This window comes from Chryseobacterium sp., from assembly GCF_022869225.1.
In the GTDB taxonomy this organism is placed as follows: domain Bacteria; phylum Bacteroidota; class Bacteroidia; order Flavobacteriales; family Weeksellaceae; genus Chryseobacterium.
The window spans coordinates 907,552-931,969 of sequence record NZ_JALIHL010000001.1 but is presented as its reverse complement, the minus strand read 5'-3'; the positions used below and the strand labels follow the sequence as shown (position 1 = coordinate 931,969).

At 38.5% G+C, this 24,418-nt stretch carries 24 protein-coding genes; 19 read left to right on the top strand and 5 right to left on the bottom strand.

The window, feature by feature from the left end:
- Nucleotides 1–6: 6 nt before the first annotated feature.
- The 7 genes from MUW56_RS04335 (at nt 7) to MUW56_RS04305 (ending at nt 3,975) form a co-directional block, all read left to right on the top strand.
- The gene (locus MUW56_RS04335) at nt 7–612 is read left to right on the top strand and encodes a hypothetical protein (protein WP_292012032.1); all 606 of its coding nucleotides are present in this window, start codon (nt 7–9) and stop codon (nt 610–612) included.
- Nucleotides 613–616: 4 nt separating this feature from the next.
- Nucleotides 617–1,060 carry a hypothetical protein gene (locus MUW56_RS04330; protein WP_292012031.1) on the top strand — a complete coding sequence of 148 codons (444 nt, stop codon included), beginning with the start codon at nt 617–619 and terminating at the stop codon, nt 1,058–1,060.
- 20 nt (nt 1,061–1,080) lie between these two features.
- A complete protein-coding gene (locus tag MUW56_RS04325; protein ID WP_292012030.1) occupies nt 1,081–1,332 on the top strand; it encodes a hypothetical protein in 252 nt (83 codons plus the stop codon).
- Nucleotides 1,333–1,398: 66 nt separating this feature from the next.
- A complete protein-coding gene (locus MUW56_RS04320; RefSeq protein ID WP_292012029.1) occupies nt 1,399–2,169 on the top strand; it encodes a hypothetical protein in 771 nt (256 codons plus the stop codon).
- A gap of 81 nt (nt 2,170–2,250) precedes the next feature.
- Nucleotides 2,251–3,033 carry a hypothetical protein gene (locus MUW56_RS04315; protein ID WP_292012028.1) on the top strand — a complete coding sequence of 261 codons (783 nt, stop codon included), beginning with the start codon at nt 2,251–2,253 and terminating at the stop codon, nt 3,031–3,033.
- A complete protein-coding gene (locus MUW56_RS04310) occupies nt 3,033–3,593 on the top strand; it encodes a LemA family protein (protein ID WP_292012027.1) in 561 nt (186 codons plus the stop codon). Before MUW56_RS04315 ends, MUW56_RS04310 begins: the two co-directional genes overlap by 1 nt.
- Nucleotides 3,574–3,975 carry a hypothetical protein gene (locus MUW56_RS04305; protein WP_292012026.1) on the top strand — a complete coding sequence of 134 codons (402 nt, stop codon included), beginning with the start codon at nt 3,574–3,576 and terminating at the stop codon, nt 3,973–3,975. Before MUW56_RS04310 ends, MUW56_RS04305 begins: the two co-directional genes overlap by 20 nt.
- Before the next feature lie 114 nt (nt 3,976–4,089).
- On the opposite strand, the gene MUW56_RS04300 is transcribed toward MUW56_RS04305, so the two are convergent.
- From MUW56_RS04300 to MUW56_RS04290, 3 genes are all read right to left on the bottom strand, one after another.
- Nucleotides 4,090–5,886 carry an endonuclease gene (locus tag MUW56_RS04300; RefSeq protein ID WP_292012025.1) on the bottom strand — a complete coding sequence of 599 codons (1,797 nt, stop codon included), beginning with the start codon at nt 5,884–5,886 and terminating at the stop codon, nt 4,090–4,092.
- A 243-nt stretch (nt 5,887–6,129) separates the two neighbouring features.
- Nucleotides 6,130–6,657: a DUF4136 domain-containing protein gene (locus MUW56_RS04295; RefSeq protein WP_292012024.1), complete on the bottom strand. Its 528-nt coding sequence runs from the start codon at nt 6,655–6,657 to the stop codon at nt 6,130–6,132.
- Nucleotide 6,658: 1 nt separating this feature from the next.
- Nucleotides 6,659–6,841 (bottom strand): DUF5522 domain-containing protein, encoded by a 183-nt coding sequence (locus MUW56_RS04290; RefSeq protein ID WP_027379717.1) that lies wholly within the window; start codon nt 6,839–6,841, stop codon nt 6,659–6,661.
- A 39-nt stretch (nt 6,842–6,880) separates the two neighbouring features.
- Between MUW56_RS04290 and MUW56_RS04285 the strand changes: the two genes are divergently transcribed.
- The 8 genes from MUW56_RS04285 (at nt 6,881) to MUW56_RS04250 (ending at nt 15,575) form a co-directional block, all read left to right on the top strand.
- Nucleotides 6,881–7,207 carry a hypothetical protein gene (locus MUW56_RS04285; protein ID WP_292012023.1) on the top strand — a complete coding sequence of 109 codons (327 nt, stop codon included), beginning with the start codon at nt 6,881–6,883 and terminating at the stop codon, nt 7,205–7,207.
- 205 nt (nt 7,208–7,412) lie between these two features.
- Nucleotides 7,413–8,321: a 1-aminocyclopropane-1-carboxylate deaminase/D-cysteine desulfhydrase gene (locus tag MUW56_RS04280; protein WP_292012022.1), complete on the top strand. Its 909-nt coding sequence runs from the start codon at nt 7,413–7,415 to the stop codon at nt 8,319–8,321.
- Nucleotides 8,322–8,336: 15 nt separating this feature from the next.
- The gene (locus MUW56_RS04275; RefSeq protein ID WP_292012021.1) at nt 8,337–9,395 is read left to right on the top strand and encodes a glucosaminidase domain-containing protein; all 1,059 of its coding nucleotides are present in this window, start codon (nt 8,337–8,339) and stop codon (nt 9,393–9,395) included.
- Between the two features lie 73 nt (nt 9,396–9,468).
- A complete protein-coding gene (gene hemL, locus MUW56_RS04270) occupies nt 9,469–10,758 on the top strand; it encodes a glutamate-1-semialdehyde 2,1-aminomutase (protein ID WP_292012020.1) in 1,290 nt (429 codons plus the stop codon).
- A 362-nt stretch (nt 10,759–11,120) separates the two neighbouring features.
- Nucleotides 11,121–12,455, top strand: coding sequence for an amidohydrolase (locus MUW56_RS04265; protein WP_292012019.1), 1,335 nt, complete (start codon nt 11,121–11,123; stop codon nt 12,453–12,455).
- A 14-nt stretch (nt 12,456–12,469) separates the two neighbouring features.
- The gene (locus MUW56_RS04260; protein WP_292012018.1) at nt 12,470–13,138 is read left to right on the top strand and encodes an ankyrin repeat domain-containing protein; all 669 of its coding nucleotides are present in this window, start codon (nt 12,470–12,472) and stop codon (nt 13,136–13,138) included.
- 273 nt (nt 13,139–13,411) lie between these two features.
- Nucleotides 13,412–14,257 carry a helix-turn-helix transcriptional regulator gene (locus tag MUW56_RS04255; protein WP_292012017.1) on the top strand — a complete coding sequence of 282 codons (846 nt, stop codon included), beginning with the start codon at nt 13,412–13,414 and terminating at the stop codon, nt 14,255–14,257.
- 79 nt (nt 14,258–14,336) lie between these two features.
- Nucleotides 14,337–15,575, top strand: a complete 1,239-nt coding sequence (locus MUW56_RS04250) for an amidohydrolase (protein WP_292012016.1) — start codon at nt 14,337–14,339, stop codon at nt 15,573–15,575.
- A 191-nt stretch (nt 15,576–15,766) separates the two neighbouring features.
- Here MUW56_RS04250 and MUW56_RS04245 read toward each other — a convergent pair whose 3' ends face one another.
- The gene (locus MUW56_RS04245) at nt 15,767–17,188 is read right to left on the bottom strand and encodes a hypothetical protein (protein ID WP_292012015.1); all 1,422 of its coding nucleotides are present in this window, start codon (nt 17,186–17,188) and stop codon (nt 15,767–15,769) included.
- 39 nt (nt 17,189–17,227) lie between these two features.
- Nucleotides 17,228–20,017 carry a TonB-dependent receptor gene (locus MUW56_RS04240; protein WP_292012014.1) on the bottom strand — a complete coding sequence of 930 codons (2,790 nt, stop codon included), beginning with the start codon at nt 20,015–20,017 and terminating at the stop codon, nt 17,228–17,230.
- Between the two features lie 314 nt (nt 20,018–20,331).
- On the opposite strand from MUW56_RS04240, the gene MUW56_RS04235 reads away from it, so the two are divergent.
- From MUW56_RS04235 to MUW56_RS04220, 4 genes are all read left to right on the top strand, one after another.
- On the top strand, nt 20,332–21,006 hold the full coding sequence (locus tag MUW56_RS04235) for a response regulator transcription factor (protein ID WP_292012013.1): 675 nt from the start codon (nt 20,332–20,334) through the stop codon (nt 21,004–21,006).
- A gap of 48 nt (nt 21,007–21,054) precedes the next feature.
- The gene (locus tag MUW56_RS04230; RefSeq protein WP_292012012.1) at nt 21,055–22,086 is read left to right on the top strand and encodes an ATP-binding protein; all 1,032 of its coding nucleotides are present in this window, start codon (nt 21,055–21,057) and stop codon (nt 22,084–22,086) included.
- Between the two features lie 134 nt (nt 22,087–22,220).
- Nucleotides 22,221–22,814, top strand: a complete 594-nt coding sequence (locus tag MUW56_RS04225; protein WP_292012011.1) for a hypothetical protein — start codon at nt 22,221–22,223, stop codon at nt 22,812–22,814.
- A 140-nt stretch (nt 22,815–22,954) separates the two neighbouring features.
- Nucleotides 22,955–24,304, top strand: a complete 1,350-nt coding sequence (locus MUW56_RS04220; RefSeq protein ID WP_292012010.1) for an alpha-amylase family glycosyl hydrolase — start codon at nt 22,955–22,957, stop codon at nt 24,302–24,304.
- The last annotated feature ends 114 nt before the right edge of the window (nt 24,305–24,418 follow it).

Below are 24,418 nucleotides of genomic sequence, written 5' to 3'. Positions count from 1 at the left end.
GATCATATGAAAAGAATAATAACCATAGGCGTACTTACGTTATTTAATGTATGCAGTTCACAGTCAAAAACAGATCTGGCAGTAATGAAGGTGGGAGTAGCCAATGATGCTGCGATTAAAAATACAACCAGGCAGACCGATCTTGAACAGACTACCGGCTACCCCTATTATAATACGTATCAAGTTGACCGTTATCAATATGGGGACATCAGTTTTCTGCAGGATTATCCTAAGGAAAGGAAATATGTGAAAAGCGAAATCGGATTTTTGGTGGAAAATCAGAATGAAAATACGCTTGCAGGATATTATATAACCACAAAAAACCTTACGGAAAGTGAAGCCTTAATGGCGGCATTAAAGAAAAAGTACGGAGCTCCCAAAGTAATCATCGAAGCTACTGAGAGATGGCCTTATGCAGGATATTACTGGCAAAATACCAGGGATGGGTTTGATATTCTCCTGGAACAGGTAAAAAAGAAATTCACCATTGATCAGAAAGAAATGAAAGGATTTGAGACCAGCCTGTATTTCATAAAAGCAGGATCGCATTACGGAAATATGAAAGACAGGGAAACTGTTTTGCAGAGCTTTATAACCAGACATGAACAATAAGAATATGAAAAATTTGAAATACGTATTACTACCGATAATCTGTATGGGATTTACATCATGCAACCAGCAGGAGAAGAAAAACAGCGAATCACCCGGGATACAGAAAGAAAGTCTATCAGGATCTTTTGACTCTGCTTCTCTTACTGTAGGACAAAATATCAATGATATTCTAAAATCTGCGGGAGTAACCGTTAAAGATACTGTTCTTACCGATGAAGTGACCCTGATCGGCAATGAAAGGATGGCATTTTCTTCGGGGAAATTATTGCAGTATAACGGAATCAGCCTAGCCGGGAAAAATAATAAAAATACCAATAAAGTTCTTTTGCATTATGGGAAAGTAGATCAGGAAATTGGTCCTCTTGCTCATGAGAAGAATGACGAATTGGGGATGTATCAGATTGATATTTACAGTGAGCCGGAAAAAAAGCACTTCAGGATAACTTAAACAAAACGCTTCAGAAACCTGTGTTTAGTACAACCCATGAAAGTTTTGACGCCGACGTGAAAGATAATGAAATCATTCAGACTCCGAATAAACTCAGACAGGAAGTGGCAATCTGGAAAAATAGAGGGCTGGTATACTATTACTGTGAAACCAAAATTGATAACAAACCCGATGAATACCGGTGCAATTTGTTTGTTTTCAAAGATAAAGAATGGAAAGACCTCCTGAAAGGATCAGGATATCCTGATTTGGATAAAATTTCTCAGAATTGATCTGAAAAAACTCTAAATGACAGTTAAGAACAATAAAGTTTTAGAAAAACATATTATAAATTTCCTATGCAGCAGCCTTATTATGTAATTGACTTCAGTGCATCAGCATGCATGTTTGAAATCAGAATCAATGATTATCCTGTTATCCACATGAATGCCGCCAACCAGGTGTCTACCATGATTCCTATTAATTATGCCATTCTGGAAAAAGGAAAACAAACAATAACCGCCTCCGTTTTACCGGTAGCAGGACAGACGGAATTGGATAAGCAGGCTGAGCTGAAATTCAATATCAAACTTTTTGATGTCACCAATAATTTTGTATTTGACAAGCAGTTCGGAGACTATCAGTCAAAACCGGTCCAGGATAAAAAAATACCGGTGATCAGGTATGATAGTTCATTTGAGGCAGAGGTCCCCTATAAGCTGGATGCATGGCAGGATGGAACCAATCTTAAAGAGGTGAAAGACTGCAGAGAAAAACTGGATCTGGCGTATAACAGGATTATCAGACTGATTCAAAATGGAAAGTATGAGGAATACAAAAAGCTTATTGCGAGAAGAGAAAACAATATGGCCCAATCGATGTATCTGTCAGACCAGGAATCTGAAGGAAGATTTAAGGAATTGCTTAATGAATTCGTTGGAGGAATGAAAATACAGCCGGTACCTGATGATGCAGCCATGATCCTGTATGCAGACAATAGGACCGCTGTTTTAAAAAGACTGAATGGCGATGCCGCATTATATTTAGTAGATCCCAAAACCCAGGAAGAGCTGATGCTAGACATTACCTTCTATATTCCTAAAGGAAAAACTGAATTTGAGATCATATAATTTTGAAATAAAATGTATTTTTAAGGGCCGGCTTCATTCCTGATGGATGTTACCGGCCCTCACATATCTATCAGTACATCCATGAAAAACGAAAAGAAAATTTCATACACAGGCTATGCTATTTTAGGAACAGGACTGTTCTGTTTTCTTTATTTTATTTTGTGGCTGATCTTTACAGAAAAAATGCCTTTGCATGAATACATTTCGGACATTTACAATAATTATGATCACTATGCAGAACGGGCATTGATCCTTTTTCCTCTGGTTCTTTTTGTTTTCATTTTCCTCAGTCTCATGAAGCCTACTTCGGCAAAACGCTTTTTGCGCCTGCAGGCCTCGCTTCCCACCTCAAAAATACAGTCAGTTGCTAAAGGGCTTGTGGAAATAGAAGGAATACTGGTGATGAAGACTCCTTTATCTTCTCCGGTAGACAATGAAATATGTATCGGATATTACTATACCATTGAAGAGATTGATAAAGATTCTGATGGAGATACATCTTACAGAACAGTTCACCGGGAAACCCAGTGTAATGCTTTTCAGATACAAGATGACACCGGAATCATAGAGATTCAACCTGATGGAATTGAACTGGCACTGCTGGGAGAAACCAATATAAGCAGTAATCATAATAAACGATACAAAGAAACCCTTCTGAAAGACGGGCAGAAAATGCTGCTGGTAGGATATGCAGATTCCCAAAACGGGGTCCCTTTCATCAGAAAAGATGACCACTATAAAATATTGGGAATTACCTCAGCTTCAGGAGTTTCAGTATGGAACAAATACCAGCCGCTGATGAGGTCTTTTTTATTGGTCTGTTCTGTCATACTTTTAATAATCATATTTATACTTATACAATAATGAACCAAGCCGTTGCCATCATATTACTTATCCTGCTCGCAGTAGCTGTGATTAGCTTTCTCATCAGTCTGTACAACAAACTGGTCATGCTTAAATTCAATGTCGAAAAAGCCTATGGAAATATTGATGTGGTGTTGAAGCAGAGAGCCGATGAAATTCCTAATCTGGTCAATGTAGCAAAGCATTTTATGAACTACGAAGAAAAGCTCCTCGCCCGTCTCACGGAATTAAGGACTTTCTATAACAGTACCACCGATTCGGACAAAAAAACGGAACTGGCCAATGAAACGTCAAAAGCCCTGTCTTCCTTCTTTGCTGTTTCCGAAAATTATCCGGAGCTTACCTCCAACAACAACTTTTTGGAACTGCAGAAAAGAATCTCAGAACTTGAAAATAAAATAGCTGACAGGAGGGAATTCTTCAATGATAGCGTTAACCTTTATAATATAGGAATCCATGAATTTCCTAATGTTATATTGGCAAAAATGCTGGGATATAAAGATAAAACCTTACTGGAAATAACAAGTGCCGAAAAACAATATGATGGAGTTCAGTTTTAATACTTTTTTCGGGCTCGAAAGAGAGCTTGCTGAAAATCCTGAGATGGTCATATTCGGCGCACTGTTCCTGCCGTTGATTGCCTTTTTGCCCGTTGTGTTGATAGGATGGATCTTTAGAAAACTTAAATTTAATAAGTACATCATTCATGTATTGCTGTACACCTTATTGTTCACTTTCCTGTTGGGGATCCTTACCATTTTTATCCTCTACTTTATTACAGATAAAAATGGGGTCAAATTAGCGTATTGCTGGCTCACAGTGCTGATAGGAATGTTTTTCTTTAGCATGATGAATGCCAATACGCTTACCAAAATGTTTACCGACTGGTCAAAGATAATTAAAGAGAAAGGGGAAGTTGTTAGAATAAAGAATAAAGAATAAAGAATAAAGAGTAAAGACGCAGTATACTACGAAAGAGTTTTCTGCTGATCTGTAAAAGCAAAAGGCTGTCCTCTGAAAACAGGGACAGCCTTTTCTATATTAATTTGTCTTCGGTTATTTTACCAAAAACTGCATGGTAGTATTATCCAGCTTCAAAATATAAATTCCCTGACCAAGGTTTTGGGTCCTGATAGAATTTCCATTTTTAAAAGGGTGGGTAATGGTTTGCAGGACTTTGCCCTGAAGATTATAAATTTCTGCTTTTTTGATGTGCTGAGCATCACCTTTTACCAGGATTTCCTGATTGGTAATCGGATTAGGAGATATTTTGATACTTTGTACAGTTGCTTCTGCGGCTAAACTTTGAGTTTGAGCTTGTCTGGCGGCAGATCCGTAACAAGTCCATGTAAGATCATCAATCGCTACCCTGTTGGTGCCGGAATTGTTAACGATGCTTACCGTTACGTTACCTGAGATATTGATGTTATTGATCGTTGTTGTAGCGGCAGCTGTACCGTAAGGAATCGTTCCTACAGTCGTTCCGTTTACTTTTACATCAAGATTTCCGCTGCTGCCGGAGAACTTCAGCTGAGTCGTTACTGTTAGAGAACCGATACCATTGCTTGCGTTCCCTGATGTTAAAGCTCCGGTTCTTACCGTAATCGCTCTAGTGTTGATGGTCTGATCCGTTCTTGAATCTGTAGCCGTCCAGGATATCCCATTGTTGCTCCAGGTTCTGGTAGTATAAGAAGAATTGCTTGCCGGGATGGTTTCAAAAGTTTCATTGACACAGTTGGAAGGTGGAGTAGTAGAACCCGCACTGGTAGTTCCTGAAACGGTTGAGCTGTTCGAAGAAGAATTGCCGGCAGCATCTTTGGCTACCACATAAAAACTGTAGGTCGTGGAAGCGCTTAATCCCGAAATCGTTGCTGAAGGTGAATTTACTGTGGTCTTTAGATTTCCGTCCATATAAACGGCATAAGAGGCAACCCCTACATTATCTGTAGAGGCGTTCCATGTAAGAGAAATACTGCTGGAGGTTGTTCCGTTTACAGTTAAACCTGTTGCTGCCGTAGGGGCCTGGGTATCACCTGTCGGCTGCTGGGATCCCCAGATAAGATTTACATAGCTAGGATTGTCTATAAAAGGATTTCTGTTTCCCTGGTAAGTATAGGAAGCATTGTTTCTTTTGATTTCGGCCTGAGATACCGGATCCTGATTGTGCCAAGCTAAAAGAACGTTAAGCTCCCAGGTCTGTAAGCCGGGAAAAGTGGAACTTCCCAGCATATCTCCTGAAGAAAAAGAAGAAAGCTTGCTTTGATAGCGGGTTACAAAATAAAAGATCATACGGGCTACATCACCTTTAAACTCATCGATGGGTTCGAAAACCGTTCCCGAATATCCTGAAGAAGCAGAACTTCCCAATTTTGAACCGTTTTTAGAAGTAAAAGAAGCACTTCCTACCTTTCCGAAAGGGTAATTGCTTCTCATTCCGTTTACCTTTCCGTCTGTAGCCCTGATAAAATGAATATCAGAAACCATAGGAGAAGCCTGGTTGAAGAGACTCTGTGGAACGATATGCTCTCTGTTATAGCAGTTTCCTTCCGTAGAATAAGTACCACACTGGTTGGTTCCCGGGGTATAGTTATAAGGATCGGCACCTGCTGGTTTTTCCGAATAGATATCAAGGATGGAGCCGTCATTTTCGTAATCCTTGTCAATATCAGTGGTTTTATAGCCTGTCCATAATCCACTATAGCCCTTGTCCATGTGCCCATTGGCAGTAATGGTGCTTAAAGCTGTTTTTAATGCGGCGCCGCTTAATCCGTTGGCAGCATTGTAGTATCCCGCCGGAGCCTGTGCATTGGCAAGTCCTACAGCAAATACAGAGAATAAGATGATTTTTTTCATATTAATATAATTTCCAGCAAGAATACTACATTTTTATGAATAAAAAATTACATGATTGTTAATTTTTAATGCACTGCATTTAGCTTTAAAAAAATAATATATAAATTTTATTTTTATGTGTTAAATATTAATAGTCGCTATGTAATCTAAAAAAATCATAGACTATTCTGAAAAATTCTAATAGTCAAATAAAAATGCCAGTACAAAAATTGCACTGGCATAGATATAATGATTGATTTAAATTTATTTTTGCTGTGGCGGATAGTTTTTCATGATCTCAGCCATGATTTCAGGAATCTGTCTCTGTTTAGCTTTCGGAGAATCTACAGAAATTCCGCTTCCGATACCCTGCCAAACCAATTTGTTTGTTTTTGAATCAATAAGGTCTACGATTATGGCTCCTTCATTATAATTGCTTGTCCATGTTCTGCTCATTCCAACACCCCAGCCAAAAGGACCGCCCCAGCCCCACATTCCGTAAGGGGAGCTGCTGTTGATATCTGTAATTTTTTTATGATTGGCTTTTACATTGATAATCAGATCAGGGTTTTCTCCGGATTGAAGCCCTTTGCTTTGAAGCTGTCTGGATAATTCGTTTAAAACTCTGTCTTTGTCAATATCATTCAATTTCAAATCATCGATTCTTATTTTATAGGTTTTATAAGAATTAAAGTTGGCTGTTTGAGCATAATCAGAACGTACCTGGAAAGGGCTGCATGAGGTAAGGCCCAATGTAGCCGCTGCCATCAGAATAAAAATATATTTTTTCATTTTATTTATTTTTTTTATCGTTTTTAATGAATGTATCTGTCTTTTTATCGTACCCGTAAGGACAGTGTCTGCAGCCGCTTTTACAACAATATCCTCTTTTCAGATGGAATTTTTCCGTAAAAACCTTGTATCCCTGTTCGTTATAGTAAAAGTCCTCACCTTCTTTGATGTCAAAATGGGCCATAAGTTAAACGTTAGTCAAAAACTTTTTATATTTGTTATTATGATAATTGTATGCCAAAAGCCATTAAAAAAAATGAAAATTAATGGCATTGCACTCTTTCCCTTTATCTTCATTAGGAAACCCGAAGATAAGGAAAATAAAGTACTTATCAATCACGAAAAAATCCATTTAAGACAGCAGTTGGAAATGCTTGTCATTTTTTTCTATATTTTCTATGTCATTGAATATTATTACTGGCTTTTCAAACTGAAAGACCGCTATCTGGCATACAAAAGGATCTCTTTCGAAAGAGAAGCCTATGCACGGGAAGCGGATTTAAATTACCTTCAAAAAAGAAAGCTCTGGAGCTTCAGGAAATATCTGTAGTTGATGATATGTAGACTCAGAATAAAGATAGAAGCGGGCTTTAGCCCGCTTAAAAATAAATATCTTCTCATCCGGCTTTAGCCGAAACCTGGAAAAATTAAAGCATTTCACAATCTGATAATCTGCTGTACACATTTTACAATCTCTGAAAACTAAATCTTTTGCTAATTTTGCAGAGAATAAACTTTGAATAGTCTACCGCCGAATGTTATTAAAACTCCCCACAGACCCCATTCCTATTCAGGAAATCCCTATCCATAAAAATGTGAGACTTTTCATGAAACGGGAAGACCTGGTTCATCCCCAGATTTCAGGGAATAAATACTGGAAACTGTTTTACAATATCAATCATTATCTGGAGAAGAATCCCGAGAATCCTTATATTATTACATTTGGCGGCGCATTTTCAAACCATATCGCTGCGGTTTCTGCGGCGGGTAATCTGGCCGGTATTCCCACTTTGGGAATGATAAGAGGAGAAGAATTGCAAAATAAATGGCGTGACAACCCGACTTTACTTTTTGCAAAAAGAAATGGAATGAACCTGAAATTTGTCACCCGTGAAGAATACCGCCATAAAGAAAAACTCACAGAATTCCTGCAGCAGGAGTTCCCGGACGGATTGGTGGTTCCGGAAGGCGGAACCAATGAAGAGGCTGTAGCCGGCGTAAAAATGATGCTCAATGAGCAAACAAAAGATTTTGACTATCTTTGCACCGCAGTAGGAACCGGAGGAACCATTGCCGGAATCTCAAAATTTTGTGAAGAAAATCAGAAAGTTATAGGATTCAAGGCCGTTGATGACTCTTCATTGGAAAATAGAATATTTGAATTAACTTTGAAACGGAATTTCAATCTAATAGATTCAAGTTTTGGAGGTTATGGTAAAATAAATGATGAAAATATCCGTTTTATCAATGATTTCAAAGAGAAATATGGCATTCCTTTAGAACCGGTTTATACAGGAAAGATGATGCAGAAGATTTTTGAACTGATAGAAGAAGGATACTTTCCTGAAGACAGTAAGATTTTATGCTTTCATACAGGTGGTTTGCAGGGTATTGAGGGAGCTAATCTGCTTTTAGAAAAACAGAATAGAAATTTAATTATATAAGTAAAATTGAAAAACATGAAAAGACTTTTTTTATCCATAAGCCTTTTAGTTTTATCAAAATTTTCTGCCCAGAATTGGGCTACCGAAGATCAGTACATTCAGAAGTTTGCTAAATATGCGGTAGAAGAAATGGAAAAATATAAAATTCCGGCTTCTATTACGCTGGCCCAGGGACTCCTGGAAACGGGAGGCGGACAAAGCAGGCTGGCGCTGGAAGGAAAAAACCACTTCGGAATAAAATGTAAAGAAGACTGGACCGGTAAGACAATGAAGCACACAGATGATGCACCCAACGAATGCTTCCGTGTGTATGAAGATCCAAGACAATCTTACGAAGATCACTCTGTCTTTTTATCAACCAGAAAATATTACGCCAATCTTTTCAAACTGGATATGAAAGATTACAGAGCGTGGGCCTACGGATTGAAAAAAGCAGGCTATGCAACCAATCCACGCTATGCTTCCATTCTGATTACTAAAATTGAAAAGTATAAATTATATGAATACGACAATACCAGCTCAAATGAAGTATTGTATGCTGTTCTTAAAATGTATCCGGATCTGAAAGACGACAGAACTTTCATGGCTCAGCTGGAACCGTCAAAAGCAGGGAAAAAAGCTAAAGAACCGGTAACGGTTGAAGTTCCTTACAAACAGACCTCTTATGCCCAGCAGCAGAAAAGAGTGGAAAGAATTAAAACAAAAGCTGAGATTCTTAATGCTATCCTTATCAAAAGCCATCCGAACGACGGCCTGAAATATATTATCATTCCTGAAGATACCAATGTACAGTTTATTGCGAACAAATTCAAAGTGAGTGAAAGCAGGCTGATCAAGTGGAATGAACTGCAGGGCGATGTATTAAAGAAAAATGATATCGTCTTCCTTGAATCAAAAAACTCTTCCGGAAATACAGCAACCTATAAAGCAGAATCAGGAGAAAATATGCACGATATCGCTCAGAAATTCGGAATTAAATTAAATAAATTATATGCTAAAAACAGAATGGATGACGGCCAGCAGCCTTCTACCGGACAATTGATTTATTTAATAGACAAAAAACCAAGAAACTAATTTTTGTTGATCGTTTATCATTGACAGTTGATTGCTAACTGCCAACGGATAACCGTCAACCAGCAACGAATATATGAAGTATCAAAGAAGTTCGGCTTTGTTTGATGAAGCCTACAAATACATTCCGGGAGGAGTCAACTCCCCGGTTAGAGCATTTAAATCAGTCGGAGGTGTTCCGGTTTTTATGAAATCGGCCAAAGGAGCTTATCTTACCGATGCAGATGACAATACCTATATCGATTATATTAATTCCTGGGGACCGGCCATTTTAGGACATACCCATCCTGAGGTATTGGAAGAGCTGAAGTTGCAGGCTGAAAAAGGATTCTCTTTCGGAGCCCCTACAGAGCTGGAAACAGAAATTGCCAAATTCATCATTGAAAATGTTCCGAATATCGACCAGATCAGAATGGTTTCTTCAGGAACAGAAGCATGTATGAGTGCCATCAGACTGGCAAGAGGCTATACAGGAAGGGATAAAATCGTAAAATTTGAAGGATGCTACCATGGGCATTCAGACTCATTCCTGATCAAGGCGGGAAGTGGTGCTGCCACATTTGGAAATCCAAATTCACCGGGAGTAACGGAAGGTACGGCTAAAGACACTTTATTAGCACGGTACAATGATTTTGAACAGGTTGAAGATTTATTCCGTCATAACCAGGGAGAAATTGCTGCTGTGATTATTGAACCGGTAGCCGGGAATATGGGATGTGTGCTGCCTGAAAATAATTTCCTTCAAAATTTAAGAAAAATCTGTGATGAGAACGGAGCTTTATTGATTTTTGATGAGGTGATGACCGGCTTCAGATTAGCGTTCGGTGGGGCGCAGGAGCTTTTTAACGTAAAAGCGGACCTGGTTACTTACGGGAAAGTAATCGGAGGAGGGCTTCCGGTAGGAGCTTTTGCCGGAAGAAATGAGATTATGGATCATCTGGCACCAAAAGGCGGTGTATACCAGGCCGGAACATTAAGCGGAAACCCGCTGGCCATGAGAGCAGGATTAAAAACCCTTCAGCTCATTAAAAATGATACGGAATTTTTTAACAGATTAAGTAAAACAACAGAAACCTTAGATTTTGAAATAGGGAAAATTTTAAATGAAAAAAGTATTCCCCATAAGATCAACAGAAAAGGTTCTATGATGTCTGTTTTCTTCCATACCAACAGAGTGTCTAACTTTGATGAAGCACAGGAAGCTAATCATCCGCTGTTCAATAATTTCTTCCATCAGATGCTTCAAAACGGAGTTTATCTTCCGCCAAGTGGTTATGAAACGTATTTCATCAGCGATGCGATCAAGGATAAAGAAATTGATATGACGCTGGAAGCTGTAAGAAAATTTGAATATTCTAATAAGTAAATAGAATGAGGCCGGATTTTAAATCCGGTCTTTTTTATAGAAAGTATAATGTCAAATCCTTACGGATGAGGGTTGATAAAAAGTCAATATAATTTTGCCATTCGGGATGAACCTCAACAGTTTCTACGGAATGACCGGCTTTGGGGTTTATCACAGCTTTTCATATCTGTGATCTCGTCTTATTATGTAAACGGCTCCGGAATCTGTGTGATCTGAAAGAAATTTTATTTTTACAATGGGTTCAGAAGGTAGAGATCAAAAACATTAATGATCCACAAAGCATAAATCATACAGATTTTGTAATAAACCATACACTTCGTTCAGGACACTTCTTTTTAATTTTGTCAGAAATAGATTGGAAAATGAAGACTTCAGACAATAGTATATCCCGAAAAGATTTTCTAAAAAATTCTGCGCTGGCCATGGCAGGATTCACTTTAATACCCGGTATTATGAATGCATCCCCGTTTTTAGATGAGAAAAATACTTTGATAAAAGGAAAGCTAAGCCTTAAAAATGTTCGTCTGGAAACCGGGTTTGAATATCAGGAGGAAGAGGTTGTCTCAACAAAAACCGATCTGTTTTATATAGAAGTTGAAAACGGAAAGATCACAAAGGTGGCACCCAATCAACCCAATGCAAAAGCAGTAGATGCAAAAGGCTTGCTTATGCTTCCTGCGTTTAAAGATATGCATATTCACCTGGATAAAACCTTTTACGGAGATCAATGGCAGGCTGTAAGAAAAAGAACAGGCGGTGTGAAAGGGATGATTGAACTGGAGCAGAAGATTCTTCCTGAAATGCTGAAAAATTCAACCTTTAAGGCCGAAAAGATGATTGAATTGCTGCAGTCCAAAGGAACATCATTTGCCCGTAGCCATGTGAATATTGAACCGACTTCCCGGCTTCAGTCTTTAAAAAATCTGCAGAAAGCCTTAGATAATAAAAAGAAGAGTTTTGGTGCAGAGCTGGTCGCTTTTCCTCAGCATGGCGTATTTTATACAGACTCAGTCCCTTATCTGAAAGAGGCTGCCAAAATGGATATTGATTTTATTGGCGGGGTAGATCCTTTTAATATTGACGGAGATATTGAAAAAGTAATGGATTTTACCGTTCAGCTTGCTTTGGATCATCAAAAAGGAATCGATATCCACCTTCATGAAACCGGAGATCCGGGATTGAAAACAGTGGAATACCTTATTAAGAAAGTGAATGAAAATCCTTCTTTAAAAGGAAAAACTTATCTAAGCCATTGTTTTATACTTGCCAAACTGGACAGTACAAAACAGGAAGAAATTGCTGAAAAATTAGCTGACGCACAGATCGGAGTAGTGTCTACCATTCCTTTCGGAAGGCTGATCATGCCGATCCCAACCTTGTATAAACATAATGTAACAGTATTGACCGGTAACGACAGTATTGTAGATCACTGGAATACTTTCGGAACAGGAAGTGTTCTTCAGAAAGCCAATGTAATGGCCCAGCTGTATGGATATTCCACGGAGTTTTTATTGTCAAGAAGTTTAAAGCTGGCAACAGGTAATATTCTTCCGTTAGATGATAAAGGAGTTCAACAGTGGCCTAAACAGGGAAATCAAGCCGATTTTGTATTGCTGGACGCAAGCTGCTCAGCTGAAGCGGTATCAAAGATTTCAAATGTTGAATCGTTGGTACATCAGGGAAATGTTGTCTTTTAATGTAAAGAAAAGTTATGAAAGTTTTGCTGTTTCTTTTAGCGTTTGGGTGCATGAGTGCCTGTGAAATAAAACCCGGTAATTCTTCAAAAGAAAACAGGATGCAGAAGAAAAATATAATAGACCTTGTAAAAAAGAATGATATTGCTGCAGTGAAATCTGCTCTGGACCATGGTGCGGATGTTAACACCCGGGATAAAAACGGACGTTCTTTATTGCTGATGGCAACCCTAGAGAAGCAGACTGAAATGGTGAAGCTCCTTGTTGCCTATCAAGCTGATGTTAACCTTCAGGATAACCAGCTGGATAGTCCGTTTCTATATGCCGGGGCGAGTGGGCAGACAGAATTGGTCCGGTTATTTCTGGAAAACGGAGCGCGCTTTGATCTGTTCAACCGCTATAACGGGACAGCTCTCATTCCTGCATGTGAACGGGGACATGTGGAGACTGTGAAGGTGCTCGTCAAGACAAAAGAGTTTCCGGTAAATCATGTGAACCGGTTAGGATGGACAGCCTTAATGGAAGCCGTGATCCTTGGAGACGGGACCTTAAAATACCAGGAAGTTGTACAGATTTTAAAAGATAACGGAGCTGATATTAGTATTCCTGATCACTCTGGAAAGACTCCTTTGCAGCATGCCGAATCTTTAGGGTTCACAGAGATCGTTCAGATATTGAGATCTTAAAAAGTGAGATGTCCTTATGCTGTAATTGGTTGGCAAGGGTGAAAAATCATTTTCCGAAGATAAAATCGTTGCGCCTTAAAACCATAAAAATATTAATAATCTGTTGCGCCTTTGCGGTTAACAGCTTGTCAAAGTAATGTTAACAACTGATAAGATTAGATCTATCATTGAGTTGATATGTTAACCACAAGAGATGAGAAAGGTATTCTATTTGTGGTTATTTTAATATTTCATCCCATAATTTTTATTAATTTTAGGAGAAATTCAGGGAGTGTGGGGCATCATACAGATCATTTTCCTATTTTAGGAATTCAGGAGTTTAGTGAAAATCAGCTGACGGGCTGCCATCTGCTGTTCAATGAACTTTACGGGGCACGTTCTATAGATGATCCTCATAAACACGATTTTTTTATCATTAATCTTTTCGAGCACGGACGAGGTTCCCACACCATTGATTTTACAGAGCATCAGATAAAAGACCACCAGATCCACCTTGTTTTTCCCGATCAGGTTCATCAGTGGGTCATTGAAAAAGAAACGATAGGCTATCAGCTCATGATCAGCAGGGACTGGTTTGAAAGTTTTCTGCCGTCATTAAGGTTTTCTGCTTCCTATTATCAGAATCATCCGGTAATTCATCTTTCCAAAGAAGTTTTTGAAACTTTCCTCTATGAATTTCAGGCGATCCAAAAAGAACTTAACGGAGAAAAAGTGGTTTGGGAACTGATCCAAAAGCGGAGTGAATTAATCGGTTTGTTGGTCAGCAAATCGGTAGAAGGGGTTTTTAAGGACTTTGAAGTTTATAATTCAAATCCTATTATTTCCAAGTTTTTACATTTAATAGATGAACACTTCAAAACCGAAAGGTCGGTTTCTTTTTATGCGGATAAACTCAATATTTCTGCGAATTATCTGAATATTGTCTGTAAAAAGAACCTTAATGCTTCTGCTTCATCTCTTATCCAGGACCGGATCCTGCTGGAAGCAAAACGTCTTTTAAAGGTTTCCGAGATGTCTGTAAAAGACATTGTCTATGATCTTGGATTTTATGATCACGCCAGTTTTTCCAAATTCTTTAAAGCTCAAACTGGCATGACGCCGTCCCAGTTCAAAGAATAATTGATACAACACAAGACATAATTGATACACCGGTTGTAAGCAGAAGCAGATGTAATTTTGTAGTGTTAAATTTAAAATCATGCAATTTCCATATCAATTAACTGCAAAAGGAAAATATTCACTGAAAAATGTACGCCTGGAAACAGGGTTCGAATATGAAAATGAAGAGGTAGCCGCAACAAAAACAGACCTTTTCAGTATTGACATTGAAGACGGAAAGATCAAATCCGTAAAAGCAAATGATCCTGCTTCTGGTGCGATAGATGCCAAAGGATATCTGATGCTCCCTGCTTTCAGAGATATGCACATCCATCTGGATAAAACATTATACGGACTTCCGTGGCAGGCACTTTCTCCGAAAAGGAGAACCGTGAAAGATATGATCGCTTACGAACAGGAAATTATTCCTGAGCTGCTAAAGACCTCTGTGGAGAGAGCGGAGCAGCTGATCAGCCTCCAGCAGCATTATGGGACTTATTTTGCCAGAACGCATTTCAACATTGATCCCACTTCAGGATTAAAATCGCTTGAACATTTGGAGCAGGCTCTTGAAAATAAAAAAGATTCCTTTAAAGCGGAGCTGGTTGCTTTTCCGCAACATGGAGTATACTACACAGATTCTGCCCCTTTAATGAAAGAAGCTGCACAGTTGAAAAGTGTAGGTTTTATCGGGGGGCTTGATCCTTTGAGTATCGACGGGAATATTGAAAAAGTAATAGATTTTACAGTTCAGCTGGCATTAGATCACCATAAGGGAATTGACATCCACCTTCATGAAGCAGGAGAATCAGGAATGAAAACGATCAATTACCTCATCGATAAAGCGGTAGAAAATCCACCGCTTCAAGGGAAAACATTTGTAAGCCATGCTTTTGCTTTAGCCCATCTTTCACCAAAAGAAACGGAACAGATTGCGGAAAAGCTGGCTCACGGTAAAGTAGGCATTGCTTCATCTGTACCGTTTAAAGGAACTGTAATGCCGATCCCAACCCTGAAAAAATGCGGAGTGAATGTGCTGATAGGAAATGATAATGTACAGGATTACTGGAGTACGTTCGGCTCGGGAAATATGTTGCAGAAAGCGAATCTTATTGCAGAGCTGTATGGCTATGGAACAGAACTGGCGCTGTCAAGAGCACTACAGTTTGCCACTCAAAGTATTCTTCCTTTGGATGAAAAAGGAGAGCAGCAGTGGCCTAAAGCCGGTGATGAAGCAGCCGTTATTCTTACCAATGCTTCATGTTCTGCAGAAGCAGTCTCCCGAATGTCGCCAATAGAAGCCCTTATGAATGAGGGAAATCTGTTCTGGCGAAAGTAAAAGAATATATTTTTTATATACACTTGTTTTTTTGTGAATGAGCCACCGGTTTTTACGGTGGCCTTCTTTTTATACTTATTCTGTTTGAAAATAATTCATTTGTTTTTTTACAGTCTATATTCACATAAAAAAGCCTTCGGAATATTCCGAAGGCTTTTTTAATAATGTGAAATGATATTGAACTGCTAATATTATAAGTTGAAGTTAGTCCAACCAGCATACCAGGTATCACTGTTATCTTTTACGGCACCTCTGTAAGTTACCTTATTGAACCATGACCCTAATTTTGTATTGGTGAAGTCACCTCCTGTTAATAATGGAGAGCCGGAAGCTGGCGAGAAGTTTGGTGTAGTCCCTGCAGGAGCCCATGCATTGGTAAGTTTCGCATCAGCTGTATAGGCAAGGATCGTATTTCCTTTACTGTTAAATAAAGTCGTAAGATCGCTGAGCGTATACCCTGTTACAGTAGTAGTAGAAGCTCCAAATTTTAAAGGAGTTACATTTCCTGCCAAAATATTATTTTCGAAAGAAAGACTTCCTGAAGTAAGGTTCTTGTCTGTTGGAGTTCCTTTGGTAGCATCAATGAATAAACCAACCGGGAAACCTGTGAAAACAGAGTTGAATACTGAAATAGATGAATTTCTTCTGATTTGTAATGCGTTTTGGAACAATGAGTTGATTGACCCTACATTCGTGCTTGTACTTGAAGAGTTGATGGGCCCGATGATCGTCATATTTGAGAATATGGCTGAAGACTGAGGGGTTAAAGAAGAACCGTTGGCATCATTATCAGATTCAAATCCGTTAGACCCGGAAACGTCGGCAACCTGAGAATCTCTTACGGCAATACCGAACTGAATTTTTCCTGAGAACCCATTATCAGTATCGAAATCGTCATCCAGCCCTTTATAAGAAATAAGGTGAGAACAGTTTACCGTTCCTCCGAACCACTCAAAGCTGTCATCATTGGCGTACGCAACTTCTACGTAATCTACCGTAGTACCGTTACCTACTCCTCCGAATGTAATACCGTTGATTTCTTTATCCGGTAAGAAGGCATATCCTGCGTATTCAATTCTTACATATTTCAATACGCCACTGTTGTCAGCAGCGTTAGTTCCTCCGTAAAGACCATGTCCTTCCGTGTTATTGATCCCTCCTTCGATTTCTCCAACTCCCTGTTGACCGTTGAAAGAAGAATTGGTAGGAGCATTTCCTAAGATAACAAGACCTGCCCAGTCACCTCTTTTTGGACTTGGTTTTTCAGAAGTAAAGATGATTGGGTTGGCAGCAGTACCTTCTGCCATGATTTTACTTCCTCTTGTGATGATCAAAGCTCCGTTTTTATCAGCCTCACCTACAATTTTTGTTCCCGGTTCGATTGTTAAGGTAGCTCCGTTCGTTACATATACTAATCCTCTTAACTTATAAATTTTATTAGCTTTAAGCGTAAGATTGGATGTGATTTTTCCTGAAAGAATAAGGTTTTCAGTATCTCCGTTTCCGGAACCTCCACCTTGAACGATGGTTGGCCCGTCTTCTTCTATATTTCTACATGCAGTAGTTGTAGCTAGGGCGCCAAGCATTAAAGAATATAAAACGAATTTTTTCATGTTATAAAGAATTAAATTATTTATTAAATATTGATTGTGTTAAAAATTGTATCCCAGTGTTAAACTGATATTGGTTCCTGTTACTCTTTCTATGGCAAGAGCGTCAGCATTGTCATATTTCTTGTTTCCGTTCAGGTCATGATAAAATTTGGCACGACGGTTAAGGATATCTGAAACATTGAGTTTGATTTCTCCTTTGTTCTGCCAGATTTTTTTAGCGATCTGGAAGTCTAAAAGCGGTCTTGGAGCTTCCCATATGGGTGGAACCTGATCGTTACCTACATACAGGATTCTTCTTCCGATCATGTTGAAAAGTACGGTGGAACTCCAGCCTGTTTTCTCAGCATCATACTGAAGGCTTAGGTTGATGGTATAAGGAGACTGTCCCTGCATCGGTCGGTCGGTCTTCGTTGCTTCATCCGTTACTTTGTTTTTGATGAAAGCGAAGTTTCCGCCGAAGGTGAAGTTTTTAAGAGCACTTGCAAAATCAAGTTTTTTTCTGAATTCAAGCTCCAGACCATATGCATCAGCCTTATCAGCGTTAAGGTAATTGAACGTATTACTTGTTCCTACCCCGGACTGATTGAAATATAATTCGATTGGGTTTTTGAAGTTCTTATAGAAACCTGCTACGGAAAGGATCTCTCCGTTTCTTGGATAATATTCCCAGCGGAGATCTGCATTGGTGATCTTCGTTCTTTCGATGAATTTGTTACCAATTACTGTAGCCCCCAAATCAAAGTCGTAATATGCCAAAGGAGAAACTTCTCTGAACTCCGGTCTTACCACCGTCTGAGAACCTGCAAGACGTACGTTCATTTTAGGATTTACCTTGAACGTTAAATTAACGGCAGGTAAAAAGTCGGTCACCCGGGTATTGACAAAACGGTCATCACTTCTTTTTGTGCTTCCTACCAATTGGTCAAAGTTTTCAACTCTTAATCCCCACACCGCTCGTAACCATGGCGTAAAGTTATTGTCAAACTGCAAATATCCTGCGTTAAGGATGGTATTGGCAATGTATCTGTACTGGTTTCCGGCGATTTCATCAAATGTAAATTTGCCGTCTGTCCCGAAATTCTCAGCATTAAAAATGGTTTCAAAAGGTTGGGAAAGTAATCCCTGGTTGTACCTTTCAAGTCTTACAGAAAATGGTCTTGAGTTATAGATCCTGTCTTTTACCTGGAATAAATAACCTCCTTTAATTGTTTGTTTCTCACCAAACATTGTAAAAGTCTTAGAGGCATCTCCACCTGCATTATACAGATAATCACTCAGAGTAGAATAGAATACACTTCCTGATTTTTGAGAAAGACCATTAGAGATTAATGCTAAATAAGGGCTTCCGTCAAGATTAGTATACTGGTTGTATTGTAGACGCTGCAGTAATGGAATATACTGGTCCAAAATTCCGAAACTTCCGTACCAGTTTAGGGTAAGGCCTCCAAGAGCGTCTATTTTATGAGTCCCGTTAAGCGTTGAGTTGTAGAAGGTCGTTTGTTTAAACCCTATTTCTCTCGCAACAATGTTGGTCCCGTTAATAGGGTCAAACTCAAAATCCTTTCCTGTCCTGAATGACATATGGTTCACGGTATTATTCGTGATGATATTCTTAAGGGAAATTTTGTTGTTGCTGTTAAGCTTTAAAGTAAGGTTTAATAAACCTCCCAGGATGACATCGTTGCTGTATTTTTCAGTATAATAATCAAAGTTGGTATCAGCAAGCTGGCTGTTGATGGTAAAGAAACGGTTTTTAGACTCGGTTCTTCTTTTGTTATTACTGTAGTTAAGAACTGCGATTACTCCGAGGTCTTTTCCAAAAATCTTGGTATTGAATCCTCCATCAAGCTGTAAGCTTACATTTTCAGGATACCCCACACTGTTGAACCCGAAATTTTTTGTAAAACCTTTACCGATATCAGTTTTCTGAGCTTCGTTCAGAATGCTGAAGGCATTTTTAGCAGGCATATTCGTGGGGATCTTTCTGTATCCGTCATCAATACCCAGGAAGTCCCATTTTCCGCCTTTCTGCATGAAAAATTCATGATTCATGGTAATGGAATTTCCTCCCACACCTACCTGTACATTGAAGAAATCTTTATTGGGAATATCTTTAGTGTTTACCTGGATCAATCCTCCGCCCCATTCACCGCTGTATTCAGGAATAAAGGTCTTATTAATCACCAGGGTTTCAATAACGTTGGCTGGAAAAAGATCAAAAGAAAAAGTCTTTCTGTCAGGTTCAGTACTGGAAAGCTGAATACCATTTAACATCGCCTGATTGTAACGGTCTGATAAACCTCTTACAACAATATATTTTCCGTCAAACAAACTCACACCGGATACTCTTTTCAGAACTTCTCCCGTATTTCTGTCTGGACTTCTTTTAATGGCTTCAACACCTATAACCTGTGAAACGACACCAGCATTTCTCTGTAATCCGATGGTAGAAGCTATTGTTTCTTTTCTCGCATTAGATTTTATAACCACTCCTTCGATCTCTTTTTCTTTAGCTGAAGGCTTGTCTAAAACAATGTCCAGGTGGGTGTTTGCGTCATTTTTTACAATAACTTCGCTGATCTCTTTTCTGTTGTATCCGTTGGAAGTTACCGTTACAATATAATTGGTTCCAGGTGACAGGTTGATTGAGTAATATCCGGAAATATCGGTTACGACCTCCTGGTCATTTACCTTTACCTTTACACCTTCAATAGGAGTGTTGTCTTTCTCGTCCAGTACCCTGCCTTCTAAAATCTGACTTTGTGCATAGGCAAAGCCAGCAGAAAACAAGGCAAGTAGCATAATGCTCTTGTGGAGTTGTTTTTTCATTTTACTTCTTTTTCAGTGGCAAAATAAAGGCTAAGTTTTTAGGAAACGTTTAGGAGAGTTTTAATTAATTATGAAGTTTGTATTAATAACACAAAGAGGTTCTTACTTGCTGCTCGTCGTTTTTTTATTTGATTTTTTTATTTTATTTATAAATATTATTTTATATATTTGTTTAGTATGTATTTATTTACCTGTTTTATTGTTGATTGTTGAATTTAAGATAGATCATTTGTTTTTTAATAATTAGTTAACATTGGGAGGATAGATAAAATCAATGAAAATAATTAATTTTGTGGGAATTCTTAAACTAGAAGATGAGCAAAAAAATTCTTTTAATAGACGACGAACTGGACATTTTAGAGATACTGTCTTACAATTTGGAAAAAGAAGGTTACGACATCTATACAGCTACTAATGGTAATGAAGGTATAGAAAAAGCAAAGGAAATCATTCCGGACCTTATTTTACTGGATGTGATGATGCCTGAAAAAGACGGCATTGAAACTTGTCAGGAACTTCGTAAAGTGAAAGAACTTCAAAAAACACTTATCGTTTTCCTTTCCGCAAGAAGTGAAGAGTTTTCACAGCTGGCCGGTTTTCAAGCAGGAGCTAATGATTATGTTGTCAAACTGATCAAACCGAAAATTCTTATCTCCAAAGTAAACGCATTATTACAACTGACTTCTCAGGTTTCAGACAACGCAAAACTGATAGAGATAGGAGATCTGGTAATCGATAAAGATAATTTCAGAGTTTCAAAAAGCGGACAGCAGTTTCTGCTTCCTAAGAAAGAATTTGATCTGCTTTATCTTTTGGCTTCCAATACTGAGAAGGTTTTCAAAAGAGAAGAAATCCTTGAAAAAGTTTGGGGGAATGACGTCATCGTAGGAGAGCGGACTATTGATGTCCATATCCGAAGACTGAGAGAAAAATTGGGAATCAATACCATTCAGACCTTAAAAGGAATTGGATATAAACTGATCGTTTAATCACTTAAAAATCCTAACTTTACATTCACTAACTAAAACTTTGTAAAATTGAAATTTTACAGACTTACCTTCGTTGCTTCTTGTCTGCTGACACTGGTGATGCTTTTTTTAGTGGTCGTTTTCGATTCGCTGAAGGATATTTATTATGAAACCCCTTTATTCAAGATCGGGCTTCTCATCTGTGTTATACTGATCTTCATTATCAATTTTGTTGTATTGGAGCTTCTTTTTAATTATTATGGACGGAAGCAGGTTAGAGGGCTTTCTCAGATCCTTCCGCAGGAAATCGTTCATGATCATGATGAAAATATTACCATCAAAGAATTAGGAGAACGTTTTTCAGATCTTAACCAGCAGCAGGTAACAGAGATCGATATGATGAAGGAAATGGAAAGCTACCGTAAAGAATATATCGGAAACGTTTCTCATGAGCTTAAAACACCGCTATTTTCTATCCAGGGATATGTGGAAACATTAAGGGACGGCGGTGTCGATAATCTTACCATTCGGGATAAATATCTCGAAAGAATTGATAAATCCGTTGAAAGACTCATTGCCATTGTAACAGATCTTGATATGATCAACAGGCTGGAGGCAGGAGAGATCAATCTTACCGTTTCAAAATTTGATGTTAACCTTCTGATCAAAGAAATTTTTGATCTTCTTGATCTTGAGGCAGAAAAACGGAATACAACATTACAGATCCAGACCCTGCATCCGCAGATTTTCGTAGATGCCGATAAACAGAAGATTTCCCAGGTTTTTATCAATCTTATTTCCAATGCCATTCATTATGCGAACCGGCAGGAGGCCAAAGTGGTTGTAAAGACCAGCATTTTAAAAAATAAAGTACTGATAGAAGTCATAGATAACGGAATGGGAATCAAATCTGAAATTCTTCCAAGAATTTTTGAACGGTTCTACCGTGTAGAAACCAGCCGGAGCAGAAGAGAAGGAGGTTCAGGACTTGGGCTTGCTATTGTAAAACATATCCTTGAAGCTCACAACGAAAACATTACCGTAGAAAGTGTCTATCTCGAAGGCACAAAATTCAGTTTTATGCTTGAAAAAAGCAAATAATTCCGGCAAAATGTAAGAAAAAAAAATATTTTAAAAAATCCTGAAATATTTTTTTGTCACATGTCATTTATTATATATTTGCACCAGAGATTTATCATAATTATAAAGGCAAAAAAGTAATTTAAGAAACTGATATGGTTTACAAAATCCGCGTAATATTAGATGCGAAAGAGGATATTTTCCGTGATATTGAAGTTAAGGGAAAACAGTCATTATGGAACTTACATTTAGGAATTAAAAGTGCGTTCAGTCTGCAAGGGGACGAGCTTTCTACTTTTAATTTGTTAGAGAATGACGGAACGATAGTAAAAAGTGTTCCATTGGAAGATATGAGTGACGATGGAGACGGAGAGATCATGTCAGACGTATACATTGATGAGGCTTTTGAAAGCATAGGCGACAAAGCTCAGTTTCAGTATGGACTTCTTGATTTGTGGGAGTTCTTCTGTGAGCTTGTAGAAGTGATAGAAGAAACAAAAGGAGTCAATTATCCAATTACAGTGTACAGATTCGGGAACGTTCCTTTGAAAGCACCTAGTAAAAGCGGTACGGGAGGATCTAAAAAGAAATCAGCAATGCCTTTAATGGAAGATGATTTTAGTTTCGATGATGATTTCGGATCAGGTGGAAACTTCTCTGATGAAGATGACAACTTTGACGATGATGAGGAAGAAGACTACAACGATGATGTTTTCGATGATGAAGATGATAATGACGATGAAAGATAAAATATAGCAATATACGATACAGCCCCGGATTTTTGATCCGGGGCTTTTTTTGCAGCAAATTTGCCCTTTTGCCTTTTTTCCATTTCGCTTTTTTACCCTTTTACCTTCCTAAAATCCTTACTTTTGTTAAAAATAGATTAATGAAAAAATTAATTTTATTAGCCTTAATTGGTCTGGGAATTGTTTCCTGTACCACTCAAAAAAAGACCCGAAAAATGACAGAGCTGCCAAAAGAATGGAAACAAACCACTAATATCTATGAAGTAAACATCAGACAATATACCCGGGAAGGAACTTTCAAAGCATTTGCCAGGGAAATGCCCCGCCTGAAATCAATGGGAGTGAAAACCCTTTGGTTTATGCCTGTTACCCCCATTGCCCAGCAAAATAAAAAGGGAAGCTTGGGAAGTCCCTATGCCGCAGCAGACTACACCTCTGTTAATCCGGAATTCGGGACACTTGAAGATTTTAAGGATATGGTGAATGAAGCCCATAGACTGGGATTTAAAGTGATCATAGATTGGGTAGCCAATCATACGGGCTGGGATCATGTATGGACGAAAACACATCCCGAGTTTTATTTAAAAGATCCTGACGGAAAGTTTCACATCGCTTCCGGAATGGATGATATCATTGAACTGGACTACAAAAACAGGGAAATGCGCCAGGCGATGATCGATGCGATGAAGTTTTGGGTGAGAGAAACCGGTATTGACGGTTTCAGATGTGACCTTGCTTCATGGGTAGAAGTCGATTTCTGGGAACAGGCACGCCCCGAAGTGGAAAAAATAAAACCTCTTTTCTGGCTTGGAGAATTTGACGAATTGGAAAGCCCGGAATATGGAAAGGTTTTTGACGCCAGCTATTCCTGGAAATGGATGCATAAATCAGCTGATTATTATAAAAAAAATGAACCTCTTCAGGAATTAAAAGATCTGCTGGTTCAATATTCCAATATAGGGGATCGCTCAATGAGGGCATGGTTTACAGCTAACCACGATGAAAACTCATGGAATGGGACAGAATATGAAAAATATGGAGTTATTGCAAAACCTATGGCCATATTTTCTGCAACATGGAATGGTGTTCCGTTAGTATACTCAGGCCAGGAGCTTCCGAATATGAAACGGCTGGAATTTTTTGAGAAAGATCCTATTAAATGGACCAATACTTACCAGGTAGCAGACTTTTACAAAACATTACTGGATTTAAAAGCCTCCAATCCTGCGTTAAGAGGCGGAGATTCAAATGTTACCACCTATCTTTTGAATACAACCGCTAATGACAAGATCCTGGCGTATGTAAGAAAAAATGGAAATAACGAAGTGCTGGTCGTTTTGAATATGTCTAAACAGCCGGTCAGCTTTACGATTGAAGATGAGCATTTGGCTGGTAATTTCAGAAATGTCTTTGATAAGACCAAAAGAGATTTTAATGACGGAAAACATTTCGATTTCAAAGTTTCAGACTATGCTGTTTTTGAAAAATGAATAGTAAAACCATTCGATTGTCGGATGAATTTATAAACTTACGGCTTACATTTTTTTAGGACAACCGCTATTCCTTTTCCGAAAAGAGTATGAAGGGATGGCTCATTCCATTAC